Source organism: Streptomyces sp. NPDC054849, assembly GCF_053610945.1.
In genome coordinates this window covers 45,166-61,726 of the sequence record NZ_JBSGZI010000028.1, presented here as the reverse complement: position 1 = coordinate 61,726, position 16,561 = coordinate 45,166, and the positions used below count along the sequence as shown (strand labels likewise).

At 69.7% G+C, this 16,561-nt stretch carries 17 protein-coding genes and 1 pseudogene; 7 read left to right on the top strand and 11 right to left on the bottom strand.

The features are described 5' to 3' along the window. Nucleotides 1-7 precede the first annotated feature (7 nt). The 4 genes from ACWGIF_RS15490 to ACWGIF_RS15475 all read left to right on the top strand — a co-directional run bounded on the left by ACWGIF_RS15490 (nucleotide 8) and on the right by ACWGIF_RS15475 (nucleotide 1,983). The gene (locus ACWGIF_RS15490; protein ID WP_453496734.1) at nucleotides 8-595 is read left to right on the top strand and encodes a hypothetical protein; all 588 of its coding nucleotides are present in this window, start codon (nucleotides 8-10) and stop codon (nucleotides 593-595) included. 57 nt (nucleotides 596-652) lie between these two features. Continuing rightward, nucleotides 653-952, top strand: coding sequence for an RNase A-like domain-containing protein (locus ACWGIF_RS15485; protein ID WP_453496731.1), 300 nt, complete (start codon nucleotides 653-655; stop codon nucleotides 950-952). Between the two features lie 12 nt (nucleotides 953-964). Then, entirely contained in the window at nucleotides 965-1,621 is a 657-nt protein-coding gene (locus tag ACWGIF_RS15480; protein ID WP_453496728.1) for a contact-dependent growth inhibition system immunity protein, read from the top strand. Between the two features lie 89 nt (nucleotides 1,622-1,710). Beyond that, nucleotides 1,711-1,983: a DUF1876 domain-containing protein gene (locus tag ACWGIF_RS15475; protein ID WP_374775241.1), complete on the top strand. Its 273-nt coding sequence runs from the start codon at nucleotides 1,711-1,713 to the stop codon at nucleotides 1,981-1,983. A gap of 45 nt (nucleotides 1,984-2,028) precedes the next feature. On the opposite strand, the gene ACWGIF_RS15470 is transcribed toward ACWGIF_RS15475, so the two are convergent. Together ACWGIF_RS15470 and ACWGIF_RS15465 are read right to left on the bottom strand one after the other, a co-directional pair. Beyond that, a complete protein-coding gene (locus tag ACWGIF_RS15470; RefSeq protein ID WP_453496725.1) occupies nucleotides 2,029-2,781 on the bottom strand; it encodes an ABC transporter permease in 753 nt (250 codons plus the stop codon). After that, a complete protein-coding gene (locus ACWGIF_RS15465) occupies nucleotides 2,778-3,713 on the bottom strand; it encodes an ATP-binding cassette domain-containing protein (protein ID WP_453496722.1) in 936 nt (311 codons plus the stop codon). The genes ACWGIF_RS15470 and ACWGIF_RS15465 overlap by 4 nt, the downstream gene beginning before the upstream one ends. A gap of 101 nt (nucleotides 3,714-3,814) precedes the next feature. Between ACWGIF_RS15465 and ACWGIF_RS15460 the strand changes: the two genes are divergently transcribed. Beyond that, the gene (locus ACWGIF_RS15460) at nucleotides 3,815-4,615 is read left to right on the top strand and encodes a TetR/AcrR family transcriptional regulator (RefSeq protein WP_453496719.1); all 801 of its coding nucleotides are present in this window, start codon (nucleotides 3,815-3,817) and stop codon (nucleotides 4,613-4,615) included. A gap of 30 nt (nucleotides 4,616-4,645) precedes the next feature. On the opposite strand, the gene ACWGIF_RS15455 is transcribed toward ACWGIF_RS15460, so the two are convergent. The 4 genes from ACWGIF_RS15455 to ACWGIF_RS15440 are packed head-to-tail and all read right to left on the bottom strand — an operon-like array spanning nucleotide 4,646 to nucleotide 7,676. Beyond that, on the bottom strand, nucleotides 4,646-5,419 hold the full coding sequence (locus ACWGIF_RS15455; RefSeq protein WP_453496716.1) for an alpha-ketoglutarate-dependent dioxygenase AlkB: 774 nt from the start codon (nucleotides 5,417-5,419) through the stop codon (nucleotides 4,646-4,648). After that, nucleotides 5,400-6,629 (bottom strand): hypothetical protein, encoded by a 1,230-nt coding sequence (locus ACWGIF_RS15450; RefSeq protein WP_453496713.1) that lies wholly within the window; start codon nucleotides 6,627-6,629, stop codon nucleotides 5,400-5,402. Before ACWGIF_RS15450 ends, ACWGIF_RS15455 begins: the two co-directional genes overlap by 20 nt. 40 nt (nucleotides 6,630-6,669) lie before the next feature. After that, complete coding sequence (locus ACWGIF_RS15445) at nucleotides 6,670-6,855, bottom strand: DUF397 domain-containing protein (RefSeq protein WP_453496710.1); 186 nt, start codon at nucleotides 6,853-6,855, stop codon at nucleotides 6,670-6,672. Continuing rightward, entirely contained in the window at nucleotides 6,852-7,676 is an 825-nt protein-coding gene (locus tag ACWGIF_RS15440) for a helix-turn-helix domain-containing protein (RefSeq protein ID WP_453496707.1), read from the bottom strand. The genes ACWGIF_RS15445 and ACWGIF_RS15440 overlap by 4 nt, the downstream gene beginning before the upstream one ends. A gap of 113 nt (nucleotides 7,677-7,789) precedes the next feature. Here ACWGIF_RS15440 and ACWGIF_RS15435 point away from each other — a divergent pair. Next, nucleotides 7,790-8,098, top strand: a pseudogene (locus ACWGIF_RS15435) (ATP-binding protein); the annotation flags it as partial. Here ACWGIF_RS15435 and ACWGIF_RS15430 read toward each other — a convergent pair. The 4 genes from ACWGIF_RS15430 to argS form a co-directional block, all read right to left on the bottom strand. Beyond that, complete coding sequence (locus tag ACWGIF_RS15430) at nucleotides 8,086-8,595, bottom strand: DUF3995 domain-containing protein (protein ID WP_453496704.1); 510 nt, start codon at nucleotides 8,593-8,595, stop codon at nucleotides 8,086-8,088. The pseudogene ACWGIF_RS15435 and the gene ACWGIF_RS15430 overlap by 13 nt on opposite strands. Nucleotides 8,596-8,677: 82 nt before the next feature. Continuing rightward, on the bottom strand, nucleotides 8,678-9,475 hold the full coding sequence (locus ACWGIF_RS15425; protein ID WP_453496795.1) for a VOC family protein: 798 nt from the start codon (nucleotides 9,473-9,475) through the stop codon (nucleotides 8,678-8,680). A 189-nt stretch (nucleotides 9,476-9,664) separates the two neighbouring features. Then, entirely contained in the window at nucleotides 9,665-11,149 is a 1,485-nt protein-coding gene (locus ACWGIF_RS15420; protein ID WP_453496702.1) for a hypothetical protein, read from the bottom strand. 148 nt (nucleotides 11,150-11,297) lie between these two features. After that, entirely contained in the window at nucleotides 11,298-13,067 is a 1,770-nt protein-coding gene (argS, locus tag ACWGIF_RS15415) for an arginine--tRNA ligase (protein ID WP_453496699.1), read from the bottom strand. Nucleotides 13,068-13,245: 178 nt separating this feature from the next. Between argS and lysS the strand changes: the two genes are divergently transcribed. After that, nucleotides 13,246-14,973, top strand: a complete 1,728-nt coding sequence (gene lysS / locus ACWGIF_RS15410; RefSeq protein WP_453496696.1) for a lysine--tRNA ligase — start codon at nucleotides 13,246-13,248, stop codon at nucleotides 14,971-14,973. 140 nt (nucleotides 14,974-15,113) lie between these two features. Here lysS and ACWGIF_RS15405 read toward each other — a convergent pair whose 3' ends face one another. After that, complete coding sequence (locus ACWGIF_RS15405; RefSeq protein WP_453496693.1) at nucleotides 15,114-16,529, bottom strand: DUF2637 domain-containing protein; 1,416 nt, start codon at nucleotides 16,527-16,529, stop codon at nucleotides 15,114-15,116. Between the last annotated feature and the right edge of the window lie 32 nt (nucleotides 16,530-16,561).

Genomic DNA, 16,561 nt, shown 5'->3' with positions numbered 1-16,561 from the left:
TTCGAAGATGTCCATCGACCAGGCGTCGTGGGAAGCGGCGGTACGGCACCTCTACGAGGACGGATTCGCGTTCATCGCCACCGGTCCGCGCAAGCACGAGGACTGGCGGGCCGACGTGCTCGCCGTCATGGAACGCGCCGTCCCCGATCCGCGCGGCTGGGCCGGGCTCGACGACACCGCGAACGAGCGCTCCCCGGAACACCCCGCCGTCCCGTTCTGCCGCCCGTCCTTCAGGGACGATCCGTCCCGCCCGCTCACCCCGGCCGACGTCGGGGAACGGTTGCACGAGATCGACCGTGCGAGCGCCGAGAATCTCCTGCTCGCGATCACCGAGGACGGCTGCACCCTGCGGAACCTCGAACGGTTCACCGAGAGCTTCGAAGAGCTGCACGGTATGGCCCGCACCCTCCTCGCCCGCTACGGGGACGCGTTCACCTGCCACACCAACGTCAGCTCTGTCGGGCACGTCGGCACACTGGACTTCGGGGGCACATCCCTGGGCTGGATGCCGATGACCTACTACGGGGAAGACTGCGGCCTGGTCGTGGTCTCCGAGACCGAGGTCGGGCTGTTCTGGGCGTTCGGCGACATCTGATCCCCCAGAGGGGGAATCCATGCCGACCCGTTCAACGCGAATTGAGACGATGATCCGATGCTGACCCGATCCGCCACCTACCCCGACCGGGAGACCGCCCAGTGGGCCACCCAGCAGGTGGTGAACGCCAACGAGCAGGTCATCCACCGCTGGCTCGCCCAGGGGACACGCGCCCGCCTCACCCTTGAGGCCGCCTGGCCGTCCCGTGAGGAGCCCGTCGGCCGGGTGCAGCTGGAGGCGATGCTGCTCGCCGGCCACGGGCCCGTCGACGTCCGCGCCGCCCGCGTCGTTCTGCGCCGTGAGCCCGCCAGCCCGTACGGATTCGTCGTCCTGACGACCGTCCCGTTCTACCCGTAGAGGCGACCGACCGTGTCCATGAAGCCCCTCGAACACGACCGGCGATACGGCGAGCTGGACCAGGTGCTGCGCGCCTACCTCGGCCAGCCCGCCGACGACACGGCGGAGCTGCGCAGCCGCGCGCTGGACGCCTACCTGCGCCACACCTGGCACACCCGCCCCTGGGCCATCGCGGAGGCGGAGCGCCAGCTGCGCGAGTACGGCCGCAACCCCCCGGGGCGCCTGCGGATCGACCTCGGCGAGTTCTACGCAGTCCCCGACGTCGGGATCCCCCAGTCCGCGATCGCCGACTGGCTCTTCGTCCTCGCCGACCACCTCAAGCAGAGCATCGAGAACGGTGAGGTACCGCCGCCTGCGACCCCGCAGACGCACTGGGAGTGGCACGCCCGGTTCCCGGAGACCGGGCAGCTCCTGGGGGGCTGGTTCTCCCAGGACATCGTCGACCAGTTCTCCGACCACGAGGCAGCGGTCGCGGACTACGCCGCCACCACCGACCCCCAGCTCGTCGCCCGCCTCGTCGGTGAGCTCCACGAGCTCCTCGCCCTCCCGATGGACGAGGGCGACTATGCCCTGGCCGCCGCGGAACTCGGCATGGAGGTCAACCCGCCCGCGCCGTTCTCGTACGGAGCGTGGTTCCAGTCGGTGGCGACGGCCCTGACGAGCGGCTGACGGCCCGGAGCCGGGAAGCGCCCGGCTCGCGCTCGCTTGTACGCAGGCGCACTCTGGAGGGAAGGGTGACCCCCTGGAGGTGATGCACCATGGCCACGCTCGTCGGGTGGCATGTGGAGCTCGAATTCACCGAGGAGGGCCACCGCACCAGTGCGGCGGCCCTGGTCAGGCTCGGGGACGGCTCCGAGATCAAGGCGCGAGGCTATGCCTTGCGCCACCCCTCCGACCCGGAGCAGTTGAGGGTCGGGGAAGAGATCGCGGGCGCTCGCGCGCTCATGGATCTCGCGTCGCAGATGTTGCAGAAGGCCCACTCCGAGATCGACGAGGCGACGGGCCGTCATTCCTACCCGCTCAACAGCTGAGCGGGCGGCCTCACAGGCCCGCTGAAGGGCTCCGGCCGGAGCCCTTCAGCGGGTCCTGCCGCGAAACAGGACCGCAGCCAGCGTCACGGCCACGGCCGTGATGCCCGCGCACCAGGTCAGGGCCACCCAGGGGGCGTCTCCCGCGGGCTGTGCCAGGAGCAGTGCGCGCAGGGATTCGATCACCGGGGTCAGCGGCTGGTGGTCGGCGAAGCCGTGGAGCCAGCCGGGCATGGTCTCGATGGGGACGAAGGCACTGGACGGGTACGGCAGGAACATCATCAGGAAGGTGAAACCGCCCGCTGCCTCGGGGGATTTGGCGAGCAGCCCGAGTACGGCGGCCAGCCACGAGATCGCCGTGATGTACGCGAGCAGCAGCCCGGCCGCCGCGAGGAAGGCGAGCGGGCCCGCCTGCGGCCGGAAGCCGATGGCGAGGGCCACGGCGAGGACCAGGGTGGTGGACAGGAGGTTGCGCAGCACGGAGGCGGTGACGTGCCCGGCGAGGATCGGGATGCCGCCGACGTCGAGGGTGCGGAAGCGGTCGACGACCCCGTTCTTCATGTCCTCGGTGACGCTGACGGCGGTGCTCGCCGCGCCGAAGCCCGCGCACAGCAGCATGGCGCCGGGGACCACGTACGTGACGTACGCGGTGCCGGTGTCGATCGCGCCGCCGAAGAAGTAGACGAAGATCAGCATCAGTACGACGGGCAGCATCAGCGCGGTGACCAGCGCGTCCGGATTGCGGCGGCTGATGCGCAGGCTGCGGCCGGCCAGGGCGAGGGCGGCGGTGGAAGTGGTCACCGGGTGGCTCCCGTCAGGGTGAGGAACACGTCGTCGAGGGTGGCGCTGCGGACCGCGAAGCGGGCGACGGCGGTGCGGTCCGGGTCGAGCTCGTCGAGCAGTGCGCGGATGTGCGCGGCGCTCCCGTCGGTGGCCAGGCCGAGCGTGAGCTCGTCCGGGGCGCGGTGCACCGCGCGGGGGGCGAGCGTCTCGTAGGCGGACCGGGTGGTGAGCGTGAGGTCCAGCCGGTGGCCCGCGACGCGGGACTTGAGCGCGGCGGGTGTGCCTTCGGCCGCGATCCGTCCGTCGGCCAGGACGGCGACGCTGTCGGCGAGCCGGTCGGCCTCCTCCAGGTACTGGGTGGTGAGCAACACGGTCGTGCCGTCGGCGCGCAGCTCCCGTACCAGGTCCCACAGGTCCTGGCGGCTGCGCGGGTCGAGGCCCGTGGTCGGCTCGTCGAGGAAGAGCACCTCCGGGCGGGAGACCAGGCTCGCGGCGAGGTCGAGGCGGCGGCGCATGCCGCCCGAGTACGTCTTCGCCGTGCGCGCGGCGGCCTCGGTGAGTCCGAAGCGGGCGAGCAGTTCGTCGGCGCGGGTACGGGCGGCGCGCCGGGAGAGTCCGCACAGCCGGCCCGTCATGCGGAGCATCTCGGCGCCGGTCTGGAGGTCGTCGACGGCCGCGAACTGCCCGGTGAGGCTGATGGCGCGGCGGACGAGGGCCCGCTCGGCGCGGACGTCGCGGCCCGCGACGCGGACGGTGCCGGAGTCGGGCTCGGTGAGGGTGGCCAGGATCCGCACGGCGGTCGTCTTGCCGGCGCCGTTGGGGCCGAGGAGGGCGAGGACGCTGCCGCGCGGGACGGCGAGGTCGATGCCGTCGAGGACGCGGAGGTCGCCGTAGGACTTGGTCAGCCCGGTGGCGTGGATGCCGAGGCCGCCGGAGGCGTGCGTGGTCATGAGGGATGGTGCTCCCTTCCAAGCTTCTGCGTATGCCTTACGCTCTTCTGTGTAAGTAATACACAGAACTAGGATGGGGGTCAATCGAGGAGTGGGCGGTCATGGCGGACGAGGACAGCGGGTCAGGGCTCCCGGCGAGCCTGGAAATGGCCTGGGGCTTGCGCGAACGCCCCGGCAAGGGGCCGCGCCCCACGCTCACGCTGCCCCGGATCGTGCAGACGGCCGTCACGCTGGCCGCCGGCGAGGGGATGGACGCCGTCTCCATGGGGCGGGTGGCCAAGGAGCTGGGCGTCTCGACGATGTCCCTCTACCGGTACGTCTCCGCGAAAGAGGAGCTGTACGTCCTCATGTCGGACGCGGGGGTCGGCACACCGCCGCCCCTGCCGCCCGAGGCGGAGGGATGGGGCTGGCGCGAGCTGCTCACGGACTGGGCGTACGCGCAGCGGTCCGTCCTGATGGCCAACTCCTGGATCCTGCGCATTCCGATCACCGCCCCGCCCGCCTCCCCGAACCAGCTGGCCTGGATGGAGCGGGGGCTCGCGGCGATGGCCGGTACGGGCCTGACGGAGGGGGAGAAGATTTCGACGATCATCCTGGTCGGGGGCCTGGTGCGGAACGAGGCCACCATGGCCGCGGACATGATCGACGCCATCGTGAAGTCGGGGGTCGCCCCGGAACAGGCGCTCGGCCAGTACGTCCGCACGCTGAAGCTGCTGACCCGCCCGGACAGCCACCCGGCTGTGACGCGGCTGCTGGACTCGGACGCCTTCAGCGGCTCCGGCGAGCCGGACTTCCAGTTCCGCTTCGGCCTGGACCGCATCCTGGACGGGCTGGCGGCGCTGGTGGCGGGGAGGACGGGGGCGGCTTCGGCGAGTGCGAGTCACTCAAGCGGTGATCGGTGACGTGCAGCTGGGCCGTCATCGCCCGCGAGGTCAGACGGGCGGCAGTAGATCACTCTCGCTGACGGTGTACGTCAACGGGGGGTAGACGAAGTCCGTTTCGTTGTTCTCGCGGCGCCGCAGTCGGTAGAACTCGCGCCTCTGCTCGTCGTCGGCCGATGTGAGGCGCGCGCCCTGCGGGAGGTGTGCCTGTCCGTCGCGAAACCGGACGAAGGTCTTCGACGTCCGAAACGTCATGCCCAGCCATTGGTTGTCCGCTGTCGAGGCGGGCGCGTCCAGCACGATCTTGTGCTTGAATCGCCGATTCGAGTCGACAGAGAACGCGACGACACTGTTGTGGGTGAGAAGGAACTCGAACGTGTCGGCATCGGACCCCTTTGATTCGAATATCAGCTTCCGTGGTGGGCCCGCTTCGGGATGCCGATAGCAGGAGAAGACGGCGATGAAGGACTCTTCGGCCAGATCCAGGGCCTGGTCGGAATGGCTGCCCATGGTTCTGTAATCATTCGCATAGCTCTCGATGAGGGCGTTGTTGAAGCCGACCGGGATCGCCGTATGTTCCTGAACCTGTCGAGCCAGCCGTTCGTGCACCGCGCGGAAACGCTGCGTCGGGCTGCTGTACTGAGTGGTGGTGCGTACGAGAGGCACACCCTCCGCATCGTCGAGCCTGGTGAGCACGGCACCTTGCCGTCCCTTTCCCACGTCTTCCAGACGAGCCGACGTGGACAGCTCCGCAAAGAAATCCTGCCCGGTCGGCAACGAGCACGAGATGATCTCATCCGAGATCTCATACTCGGGGCGCAACATAGTCTCCCGTGTTCATGCTGAAGAGGAATTCGTCGCCGTAGTCGATGAAGGACGAGGTCCTGTTCTCCTCGGCGTACAGCCTGCGCAGCTCGTCCATGCCCTCTGGCGTGGGTGGCCCCAGCTTCACCCATTCCCCCGCCGCTTTGAGGAACGTGTGTCCGTTCTTGTGAACGGCTTCGGCGCTCGAACAGCGCACCACGTACCCCAGGCGGGTCGGCAGCATCTCGGCGCCCAACGTCGAGGGCCGGATTTCGTGCGTATACAGGCGGTTGGTGGACAGCGGCATGAAGAACACGGAGCCGGGGTACAGAGTCAGGGCGAACTGCGGGGGGAGCGCGGCCCCGTCATGTTCCTCGATCGGCTCCTTGAGGCGAAAGTGGAGTCTGGTCAGCCCGCTGGCACGCTTCACACCGTGGTCGAAGGCGTCTTCGGCCAGAGGCTGCAGCTTTTCGAGCCCGTCATAGAAGGTACAGAAGGCCATGATGCCATTGACGGGCATGTCCTTGGTCTTGTCGGCATGGGCCGATATCTTGGCCTTGGACTGCTTGCGCTCGGCCGTGGCAAGGGTGTTGTGGTAAATCTGCGCGAGGACATGATTCAGCGGTGCCTGGCCCTGGAAGACGGTGGCGGCCTCGCGATTCAGAGCCTCGACCATGCGGATGTCGGTCGCGCGAAAGCCCTCGGTCGGCCCCGAGAGATTCGTGGAGCACCGGAGCAGGCGGAAATGCAGCTCGTCACCGTTCTGCTCGACGGGCGTCAGATAGATTCCGCTGCGATGGGCAGTTCCAGGCTTGGTGGACTCCGTCAGGGACTGGAAGGCGTGCTCCGCACGGATCCGTCCGAAGTGATCGGCGTCGAGGTCGAAGAAGCGGCGGTAGTACACGCCGGCGCCGTGTACCCGGATGGGAACTCGGCCGACATCGACGAGGTTCCAAGGTGTGTCGACGCCCTCGTCGTAACCGTGCGACAGCTCCCGGATGACGAACACCCGGTCCGCGGCCTCCAGTTGGCGGCCGCTGATCCCGGATACGTCGCCACACAGGTAGACGGTCTTCTGTGCGAGGCCGGGCGAAACGGAGGCGAGCTCCTGCGGTGTGATCGTGGACCCGAAGAAGTCCCTGATCAGTTCGTTGTCCCGCAACGTCGAAGGCGCAACCAATATGCTGCTCGCATCATCGATGCGGGCTTCCGTCAGCTCTGTCGGGTACATCAAACGGCACCTGCCATTCGCAGATCGTGACCTGGGTGGGCTATCGGGCAAGCCAGCCGGTCAGCGCCGCCCAGCTCGCGGGCGCGAGCGCCAGGATCGGGCCGTCCTGGACCTTCGAGTCCCGGACGTGGACGGTGTCCGGGCCGGTGGCCACCTCGACGCACTGGCCGCCGTCGCTGCCGCTGTAGCTGGACTTGAACCACTTGAGTGCAGTCGTGGCGCTCATGTCTCTCCTAGCAGGCGGCCCAACAGGCCCCGCGTCTGCTCGGTGTTGAGGGCCTGAGTTCGCAGCATTGCATACCTGCGCGCCATGATGCTGACCTCATCGGGGTCCGAGATGAGCTGGCTGCCGCGCTGGGTTTCGGTGTAACCGAGGAGCTGGTGATCCTGCGTCTCCACGATGGTGAACGGGCCGTCGAGAGCGGCGTGTGAGGTCCGGCCCAGCGGCATCACCTGGAGGCTCAGGTCCGGCAGGTCGGCGCAGATGCGGAGGTGCTGCAGCTGCTCCGCGTGCACCTCGTCCCCGCCGAGCCGGTCGCGGAGTACCGCCTCCCAGACCACGAAGCTGAGGGTCGGCGGCGTGCTGCGGCGCAGAATCTCCTGGCGTGCGATGCGGCGGGCGGTCAGCGCCTCGATCTCTGCTTCAGGGTGAGCTGGGACGCGGCACCTGAAGACGGCCCGGGCGTAGTTCTCCGTCTGAAGCAGGCCAGGTACCACCTGGTTGTCGAACCAGGAGAGTGCGATCGCATTCTCCTCAAGGTCCATGTACTCCTCGGCCCACGGCGGAGTCGCGTCGATCGCCGGCAGCCCGTGGGCCGCTACGGACAGCAGCCCCGGCAGCCCCAGATGCTGGTCCATCAGCTCGGCGACGTTCGGCATCAGTGCCCGGCGGCCCTGCTCGATGGACGCGATGGTCTCCGCGTCCAGCCGGACCAGCTCTCCTAGCTGCTTCTGGGTCAGGTTCTTGGCGATGCGGGCCGCGGCCACCATCGCGCCGACCATCTTCATGGTCGTCGCGTTCGGCCGTGCGCGTTTCCTCGGTGGCATGACAGCGAACTCCCCGCCTGTACACGTGGGCTACCCCGTGCGGACCCGTACTCATCAATGAGTACGGGTCGGCGCTCAGCCACACGCTAGTCACGCAACGCGACGATCGTCCCGTGAATCCAACTATTCAGGCGGCTCTCGTGCGCGAGCGTCTCTACCCGCGCTCACCCCGATCCACCGCAGCTGCGCGGCAGTTCACACGTGACACCCTGCGGGCGTGGGGCGTGGACGAACGTCGCGACGACATGTTGCTCTGCGTGAGCGAGCTGGCCACCAACGCCCTGCGGTACGGGGTTCCGCGCGGCCGCGGGTATCTGCTGCGGCTGTTCGGCTTTGAGGACGCGACAGTCCGGGTCGAGGTGCACGACAGCGGGCCCGGGTTTTCCGGGATCACCGGGCGTCCGCACGGTCACGGCCTGACGCTTGTGGCCGCGCTCTCCGACGACTGGGGGGCGCTGGCCCGGACGCCCGGGAAGGTCGTCTGGTGCGAGTTCCGCCCAGAGGTGACGGCGAGCCGGGCCGCCGCCCAGCCGGCGGTGAGGCAGAGCGGGGTGTAGAGCGCCAGGTTGAGGGTGTGGAAGGGGCTGTCCGGCGGACTGTCGAGGAGGCCGGCGGCCCAGCCCAGGCCCGCGAAGCCCCGTACGGTCAGGCCGGCCGCGACTGCTCCCGTGACGGCGCGGGTCGCCCAGCCGCCGCGACCCCGGGCATGGGCGAGTACGGCGATGGCTCCCGTCAGCAGTACGGCGGCCAGGGGCAGCACAGCGGCCGGTCCGAAGGAGGTGTCCAGACCGAGGACGGCCAGGGACAGCGCCCGTTCGTCCGCGGCGGGCCAGGTCGCGCCGGTGGCCCAGTACAGGTGGAGCAGTCCGTCGGCCGCCAGCAGTCCGGCCACGCCCGTTCCCGCGTGCTTGTTCCTCATGTGAGCCCCCTTCGTGGTGGACGAACCGTCACCGTGAAGGAGGGGGCGCACGGGGAGGACATTCCCTGTGCGCCCGGTCACATCAGGCGGGCTGCTCGGGCGCCGTCGCCGTGATCACCGCGAAGGGGGCGCCCTGCGGGTCGGCCAGGACGGCCATGCGGCCCGCCACCATGTCGAAGGCGGGGGCGAGGACCGTGGCTCCCGCCCGCGTGGCGGCGGCCTGGACGCTGTCGACGTCGTCGGCGTGGAAGTACGGGAGCCAGTTCGGGGGCGTGCCGGGCGGCAGGTTGTCGAGGCCCATCATCCCGGCCACCGAGCGGTCACCGACCTTGAACTCCGTGTACGCCGGGCCGCCTTCCATCTGAGAGGCGGCCGTGGTGACCGGCAGGACGGCGGAGTAGAACGCGGCCGCGCGCGGGACGTCGGCGGTGCTCAGCTCGTTCCAGATCAGGGCGCCGTGCTCGTTGACGATGCCCGCTCCGTCGAAGGTGCCGGGCTCCCAGAGGCCGACGGCGGCGCCGGTCGGATCGGTGATCACGGCCATCCGGCCGAGGTCCATGACGTCCATCGCGCCCATCATCACCGAGCCGCCCGCGTCGGTGACCGCCTTGAGGGTGCCGTCGAGGTTGTCGGTGGACAGGTACGTCGTCCACACGGTCGGAGGCATCGGGTCGGGGACGGTGCCGTCCGGGTTCATCGCCTTCATGATGCCGGCGACCGGCTTGCCCTTGAGCGTGCAGACGGAGTAGCCGCCCTGCTCGGCCGGACCGATCTCGCCCTGCCAGCCGAAGAGGTCGCCGTAGAAGTCGAGGGCGGCCTGTTGGTCGGGGACCATCAGGTCGATCCAGCAGGGGGTGCCGGGCTTGTAGGGGCCGTTCATGTCGGGCACGGATGCCTCCGATGGTCGAGGGGGGAAGGACGGGCCGTCCCCTACCCGGCCGGCACGGCCCGAACCGGGCCGTCCGGGTGAACCCCCGCCCGGCGGGACAAGGAGCGGGCCCACGGGGAGGCGCTCCCCGTGGGCCCGTCGTCATCCGGCTGCGGCTGCGGCTGCGGCTGCGGCTGCGGCTCAGGCGGTGGTGCGGCGGCGGCGGCCGGTACCCGCGACCAGGGCGGCGCCCAGGGCGAGGGCCACGCCCGCACCGCCGAGGGCCCAGGTGGTGGCAGCGTCGGCGCCGGTGGCGGCGAGTTCTCCGCCGGTGTGGCCGGTGGTGTTGTCGACGATCGGCTTGGAGCCGCCGTTCGGCTTCGGCTGGTTGCCGTGGTCGCCGGTGGCCGGGTCGGCGGCGACGATCTTCGTCAGGCGGGCCTTGGAGTGCGACTGTGCCCACGGCGTCGGGGTGTCCGGGCCGACCTGGGAAGAGCCCCAGGAGGAGATGCGCAGGTCGCCGAGCGGCGCGTCGGCCGTCACGCGGATGCGGACCTGGATGTCGAAGCTCTGGCCGGCTGCGACGGGGCCGCCCGCCAGGTCGACCCCGAGGAACACGCCCTCCTCCTCGGACCGGATCTCGGCCTCGTGCCAGCCGGTCTTGCCGTTCTTGTCCTTGCTCAGGACCTCGACCTTGACCTGGGAACCCTTCATCGGGACCCAGTCCGGACGGGCCAGGACCAGGCCGACGTTGAAGCCGTCCAAGGCCTTCTTGCCGGAGTTGTCGACGCGAACGGACAGGTTGGTCCAGTCGCCGCCGGCCTTGACGGTCTCCGGTACGCCGTTCACCGCGAGCGCAGGGCCTTCGACGAACGGGTCCTCGTCCCCGCCCTCGGCGCCTTCGATCTTGGTGTTGTACCAGCTGGCGGGGCCCCAGTTCCAGCCGTCGGCACTGATGCTCACGGCGTCGGTGTACATCTCGAAGTTGATGCGCGGGGCGTCCGCGGTGAAGCGGATCCGCACGTCGAGGTCGTAGCTCGCGCCGCGGTCGAGGGTGCCGACGGTGCCGATGAAATAGCCGAGCGTGTCGCCGTCGTCGCCGTCTTTGCCGAGCGCCGTGGCGGGCCACCAGTAGCTGCTGCCGTCCGTGCGGACGATGCGGGTCTCGATCTCGTAGTGGCCGGACTTGAGCTTGCCGTCGGCCTTGCTCATCGAGAGGTGGGGCTGGAGCCCGTTGACCCAGTCGCCGCCCGAGTTGTCGACCGTCACCTTCAGCTGGGTCCAGTCGCCGCCCGGCTTGAAGCCGTTCTTCGGGAGGCCCGCGACGGTGACCTCGGGGCCCATCATGATGCCGTTGGCGTCGACCTGCTGCTTGTCTGCGGCGGGCTTGGGGTCCTTCGCGGGCTGCTCCGCGGGCGCCGGCGCCGGCGCGGTCGGCGCGGGCGACTCGACGACGGGCGCGGGCTTGTCCGCGACCGGCTTGTCCGCGACGGGCTTCTCGGCGACGGGCGTCTCGACGACGGGCGTGGTCGGCGCGCCGGCGTCGGCGGTGGCGTCGTCCTTCGGCGCCACGTCAGGAACGATCACGGCCGGCTGGTCGGCGGCCATGGCGGGCGTGGCGGTCAGGATGGTCGGTCCGGCCACGGCGACCGCGGCGACCGCAGCCATGCGCTTGATCTTCTTCATTTGTTTCCCCCCAGGCATTTTCTTTTGAACATGATCAGATTAATGGGGGTGGGGGGATGGTTGATGGCTTAAACATCACGAAACGCCAACGACCCCGGCAGCCGCTGCCGGGGTCGTTGACCTTTGGTGCGTTCTGTCCTTCCGGACGTCAGAGCTTCTCGGGCGTCCGGATCCCGAGGAGGGACATGCCCTTGCTGAGAGTGCGCGCCGTCAGCTCGCACAGGAACAGGCGGTTCTCGCCGACGACCAGTTCCGGCTCGGGCTTCACGACCGGGCACTGGTCGTAGAACGTCGTGTACAGCGAGGCCAGCTGATAGAGGTACGCGGCCAGCTTGTGCGGGGCGTGGTCCGCCGCCGCCTCGGCGATGAGCTCGCCGAAGTGGTCCAGGTGCAGGCCCAGCGCACGCTCGGCCGGGGCCAGTTCCAGCTCCGGGTGGGGAACCGCCTTGCGGTCGCCCGCGTTGCGCAGGATGGACCTGATCCGGGCGTACGCGTACTGGAGGTACACCGAGGTGTCGCCGTTCAGCGCGACCATCTGGTCCAGGTCGAACTTGTAGTCCCGCGCGGCCGAGGTCGACAGGTCGGCGTACTTCACCGCGCCGATGCCGACGTACCGGCCGTTCTCGACGATCTCCGCCTCGGTCAGGCCCACCTTCTCGGCCTTCTCGCGTACGACCGCCGTGGCCCGCTCGACGGCCTCGTCCAGGAGATCGACGAGGCGGACGGTCTCCCCCTCACGGGTCTTGAACGGCTTGCCGTCCTTGCCGAGCACCGTGCCGAAGGCCAGCTGCACGGCCTTGACCCCGTCGTTCAGCCAGCCCGCGCGGCGCGCCGTCTCGAAGACCATCTTGAAGTGCAGCGACTGCCGCGCGTCGACCACGTAGATCAACTCGGTCGCGCCCAGGTCGGCGACCCGGTTGCGGATCGCCGAGAGGTCGGTGGCCGCGTAGCCGAAGCCGCCGTCCGACTTCTGCACGATCAGCGGGGTCGGGTTGCCGTCCGGGCCCTTGACGTCGTCGAAGAAGACACACAGCGCGCCGTTGGAGCGGACGGCGACGCCCGACTCCTCCAGCAGCTTGCAGGTCTCCACCAGCATGTCGTTGTAGCCGGACTCGCCGACCACGTCCGGGTCCTGGATGTCCATGTCCAGCTTGTTGAAGACGGAGTAGAAGTAGATCTTCGACTCGTCCACGAACCGCTGCCACAGGGCGAGGGTCTCGGCGTCACCGGCCTGCAGGTCGACCACCCGGGCCCGCGCCCGCGTCTTGAACTCCTCGTCGGAGTCGAAGAGCGCACGCGAGGCCTTGTAGAGCCGGTTGAGGTTGGACATGGCCTCCTCGCCGGAGACCTCCTCGTCGGACTTGTGGTCCAGCTCGTGCGGGTGCTCCATCAGGTACTGGATGAGCATGCCGAACTGGGTGCCCCAGTCGCCGATGTGGTGGCGGCGGACCACCTTCTCGCCCGTGAACTCCAGGATCTCCACCATCGCCGCGCCGATCACCGCGGACCGCAGGTGGCCGACGTGCATCTCCTTGGCGACGTTCGGCTGCGCGTAGTCGATCACCGTGGTGCCCGGATTCGCCGCGAACGGGACGCCCAGACGGTCGTCGCCGGCCCGGGCGGCGAGGGTCTCGATGATCGCCCGGTCGGTGAGGGTGATGTTGAGGAAGCCGGGACCGGAGACCTCGATCTCCTGGATCAGGTCACCCGTCGCAATGCCCTCGACCACGGTCGCCGCCAGCTCGCGCGGGTTGGCCTTCGCCTTCTTCGCGAGCGCCAGGATCCCGTTGGCCTGGAAGTCGGCCCGGTCGCTTCGTCGCAGCAGCGGGTCGGCGGCACCGGCCTCCGGCAGAGCGGAGGCGAGGGCGTCCGCGACGCGCTGATCGACGGAGGAAGCGAGGGAAGGGACCGAGGCCATGAGCTGCCGTTCCTGTGAGGTTGTGCCGGTGGGTGCACTTGGTTGTTCCGACAAGAGCCGAGTATCCCACGCGAGGGCCGCCCCTTTCGCGGGATATCAGACGGTGGAGCAACCTCGGAGCGGCCTCTTCCGTCTGGGAGAATGGCTGAAGCCAGCATTCGAGATAGAAGGACGTGTCGTGGCTCAGAGCAGCACCGAGACCGACTGGGTCTCCCGTTTCGCGGACGAGGTCATCGCCGAGGCGGAGCGCCGAGCACCCGGCAAACCTGTCGTCGTCGCGTCCGGACTCTCCCCCTCCGGCCCGATCCACCTGGGCAACCTCCGTGAGGTCATGACCCCGCACCTGGTCGCGGACGAGATCCGCCGCCGGGGCCACGAGGTCCGCCACGTCATCTCGTGGGACGACTACGACCGCTACCGCAAGGTCCCCAACGGCATCCCCGGCGTCGACGAGGAGACGTACGGCCAGTACATCGGCCGCCCGCTGACCGCCGTCCCCGCCCCGCCCGGATCGCAGTACGGCAGCTGGGCCGAACACTTCAAGGCAGCCCTGGTCGAGGCGCTGGCCGAGCTGGGCGTCGAGTACGACCCCATCAGCCAGACCGAGCAGTACACGACCGGTGTCTACCGCGAGCAGATCCTGCACGCGATGAAGCACCGCGGCGACATCGACGCCGTCCTCGACCAGTACCGCACCAAGCAGAAGCCCGGCAAGAAGCCCCAGCAGAAGCAGGTCGACGAAGCCGAGCTGGAGGCCGCCGAGGGCTCCGGCGCGGCCGCCGAGGACGACGGCAGCAGCGCCGAGGGCGGGTACTTCCCGTACAAGCCGTACTGCGGCCAGTGCGGCAAGGACTTCACCAAGGTCACCTCGTACGACGACGAGACGACCGAGATGACCTACGTCTGCACCGAGGACGAGTTCACCGAGACGGTCAAGCTCAGCGAGTTCAACCGCGGCAAGCTCGTCTGGAAGGTCGACTGGCCCATGCGCTGGGCCTACGAGGGCGTGATCTTCGAGCCCTCCGGCGTCGACCACTCCTCGCCCGGCTCGTCCTTCCAGGTCGGCGGCCAGATCGTGCACATCTTCGGCGGCGAGCAGCCGATCGGACCGATGTACGCGTTCGTCGGCATCAGCGGCATGGCGAAGATGTCCTCCAGCAAGGGCGGGGTCCCCACGCCGTCCGACGCGCTGAAGATCATGGAGCCGCAGCTGCTGCGCTGGCTCTACGCACGCCGCCGCCCCAACCAGTCCTTCAAGATCGCCTTCGACCAGGAGATCCAGCGGCTCTACGACGAGTGGGACAAGCTGGAGGCCAAGGTTGCCGACGGCTCCGTGCTGCCCGCCGACGCCGCCGCGCACACCCGCGCCGTGCGCACTGCCGTCGCCGAACTGCCGCGCACCCCCCGGCCGATGCCCTACCGGACACTCGCGTCCGTCGCCGACATCACCGCCGGACACGACGAGCAGACCCTGCGCATCCTGAGCGACCTGGAGCCGGACAAGCCCCTCACCTCCCTCGACGAGGTACGACCGCGCCTGGACCGCGCCGAGAACTGGATCACCACCCAGGTCCCGGCCGACCAGCGCACCCTCGTCCGCGAGGAGGCCGACGCCGAGCTGCTGTCGTCTCTGGACGACGAGGGCCGCGAGTCCCTGCGGCTCCTGCTCGACGGGCTCGACTCCCACTGGTCCCTCGACGGACTGACCACCCTCGTCTACGGCGTTCCGAAGGTCATGGCCGGGCTGGAGCCCGACGCCAAGCCGACGCCGGAGCTCAAGGTCGCCCAGCGCACCTTCTTCGCGCTGCTGTACCGGCTGCTCGTGACCCGGGAGACCGGGCCGCGACTGCCCACGCTGCTGCTGGCGGTCGGCGCTGACCGCGTGCGCAAGCTGCTCGCCGTCTGAGATCCCGCAGGCACGCGAAAGGGCCCGCACCCCCAGGGGTACGGGCCCTTTCCACTGACCGGGCGGCCTGACCGGCGGACGCTGACCGGTCGGCCTGACCGGCGGACGCTGACCGGCGGCCCTGAGCCGCCGGCGCCCGCCTACGCGATGTGCTCGGCCTCGCGGTCCTTGTTGTAGCGCAGCTTGAACGCCGGGATCATCCGGCGGAGCAGGGAACCGCTCCGCGGGTGAGTCACGCCGTAACCGTCCGAGAGGTGTATGTCGAGCGCCTCGGCCGACGGGTAGTCCTGCTTCTCGTCGGACAGTGCGCAGAACACCTTGTACGCGACCTCGGCGAACTCCGCCTCGTCAGGGGTCTCCGGGTCCGCGCCCTCCCCCGGGGCGGGCGCGCCCTGCGGCCCCTCCTCGCCGCGCGGAGGGGGGATCGGGACGTCCGGCTGCACCTGCCGCTGCTCCTCCGGGCCCATCGGCGGCGACACCGGCGTCGGCTCCAGGCCCTCCACGTACTGCGGGTTGTAACCACCCTCGTACGCAGCCTGCGGGGCCAGCGGCGCGGCGAACCAGGCGCTGTTGTGGGCCGCGGGCATCGCCGTCGGCTCCACCGCGAAGGGCGGCGGGGCGTGCGTGACGGCGGCCGGGGGCTGCACCGCAGCCGGCCCGCGGGCACCGTCCCCGCCCTGCTGGCCCTGCTGGCCCTGCTGGCCCTGCTGGCCCTGCTGGCCCTGCAGGCCCAGCTGGCCCTGCAGGCCCTGCAGGCCCTGCTGGTACTCCTGGGGCTGCTGCTGGGCGAACTCCGGCGCAACGGCCGCGGCCGCCAGGGCCGGCGCCACCGCCCCACCCTGCTGACTCAGCGGAGGCAGCACCGCCGGCTCGATACCCGCCACCGCCAGCGCCTCCGGCGCCGTCTCCTTCAGCGGAACACCGATCCGCGCCAGCTTCAGCGGCATCAGCGCCTCCACCGGGGCCTTCCGCCGCCAGGAGCGCCCGTACCGCGCCTGCAGGCGCGCCTGATAGATCAGCCGGTCCTGCTCCATCCCGACCGCCTGCTCGTAGGAGCGCAGCTCCCACAGCTTCATCCGCCGCCACAGCTTGAACGTCGGTATCGGCGACAGCAGCCACCGAGTGATCCGCACACCCTCCATGTGACGGTCCGCGGTGATGTCCGCGATCCGGCCCACCGCATGCCGCGCGGCCTCCACCGTCACCACGAACAGGACCGGGATCACGGCATGCATCCCGACACCCAGCGGGTCGGGCCAGGAAGCCGCACCGTTGAACGCGATCGTCGCCACCGTCAGCAGCCACGCCGTCTGCCGCAGCAGCGGGAAGGGTATGCGCAGCCACGTCAGCAGCAGATCCAGCGCCAGCAGCACACAGATGCCCGCGTCGATGCCGATCGGGAACACCAGCGAGAAGCTGCCGAAGCCCTTCTGCTCGGCGAGGGTCCGCACCGCGGCGTACGAGCCCGCGAAACCGATCGCCGCGATGACCACGGCTCCCGCGACCACGACGCCGATGAGTATCCGGTGCGTACGAGTCAGCTGCATCGCGGCCACACGCGATCCCCTCCCCTTGTCGAGCACATACC

Excerpts from the sequence above, each read along its gene's own strand:
- ACWGIF_RS15490 (WP_453496734.1), top strand. The coding sequence starts at position 8 with ATGTCCATCGACCAGGCGTCGTGGGAAGCGGCGGTACGGCACCTCTAC.
- ACWGIF_RS15485 (WP_453496731.1), top strand. The coding sequence starts at position 653 with ATGCTGACCCGATCCGCCACCTACCCCGACCGGGAGACCGCCCAGTGG.
- ACWGIF_RS15475 (WP_374775241.1), top strand. The coding sequence starts at position 1,711 with ATGGCCACGCTCGTCGGGTGGCATGTGGAGCTCGAATTCACCGAGGAG.
- ACWGIF_RS15465 (WP_453496722.1), bottom strand. The coding sequence starts at position 3,713 with ATGACCACGCACGCCTCCGGCGGCCTCGGCATCCACGCCACCGGGCTG.
- ACWGIF_RS15460 (WP_453496719.1), top strand. The coding sequence starts at position 3,815 with ATGGCGGACGAGGACAGCGGGTCAGGGCTCCCGGCGAGCCTGGAAATG.
- ACWGIF_RS15455 (WP_453496716.1), bottom strand. The coding sequence starts at position 5,419 with ATGTTGCGCCCCGAGTATGAGATCTCGGATGAGATCATCTCGTGCTCG.
- ACWGIF_RS15450 (WP_453496713.1), bottom strand. The coding sequence starts at position 6,629 with ATGTACCCGACAGAGCTGACGGAAGCCCGCATCGATGATGCGAGCAGC.
- ACWGIF_RS15445 (WP_453496710.1), bottom strand. The coding sequence starts at position 6,855 with ATGAGCGCCACGACTGCACTCAAGTGGTTCAAGTCCAGCTACAGCGGC.
- ACWGIF_RS15440 (WP_453496707.1), bottom strand. The coding sequence starts at position 7,676 with ATGCCACCGAGGAAACGCGCACGGCCGAACGCGACGACCATGAAGATG.
- ACWGIF_RS15430 (WP_453496704.1), bottom strand. The coding sequence starts at position 8,595 with ATGAGGAACAAGCACGCGGGAACGGGCGTGGCCGGACTGCTGGCGGCC.
- ACWGIF_RS15425 (WP_453496795.1), bottom strand. The coding sequence starts at position 9,475 with ATGAACGGCCCCTACAAGCCCGGCACCCCCTGCTGGATCGACCTGATG.
- ACWGIF_RS15420 (WP_453496702.1), bottom strand. The coding sequence starts at position 11,149 with ATGAAGAAGATCAAGCGCATGGCTGCGGTCGCCGCGGTCGCCGTGGCC.
- argS (WP_453496699.1), bottom strand. The coding sequence starts at position 13,067 with ATGGCCTCGGTCCCTTCCCTCGCTTCCTCCGTCGATCAGCGCGTCGCG.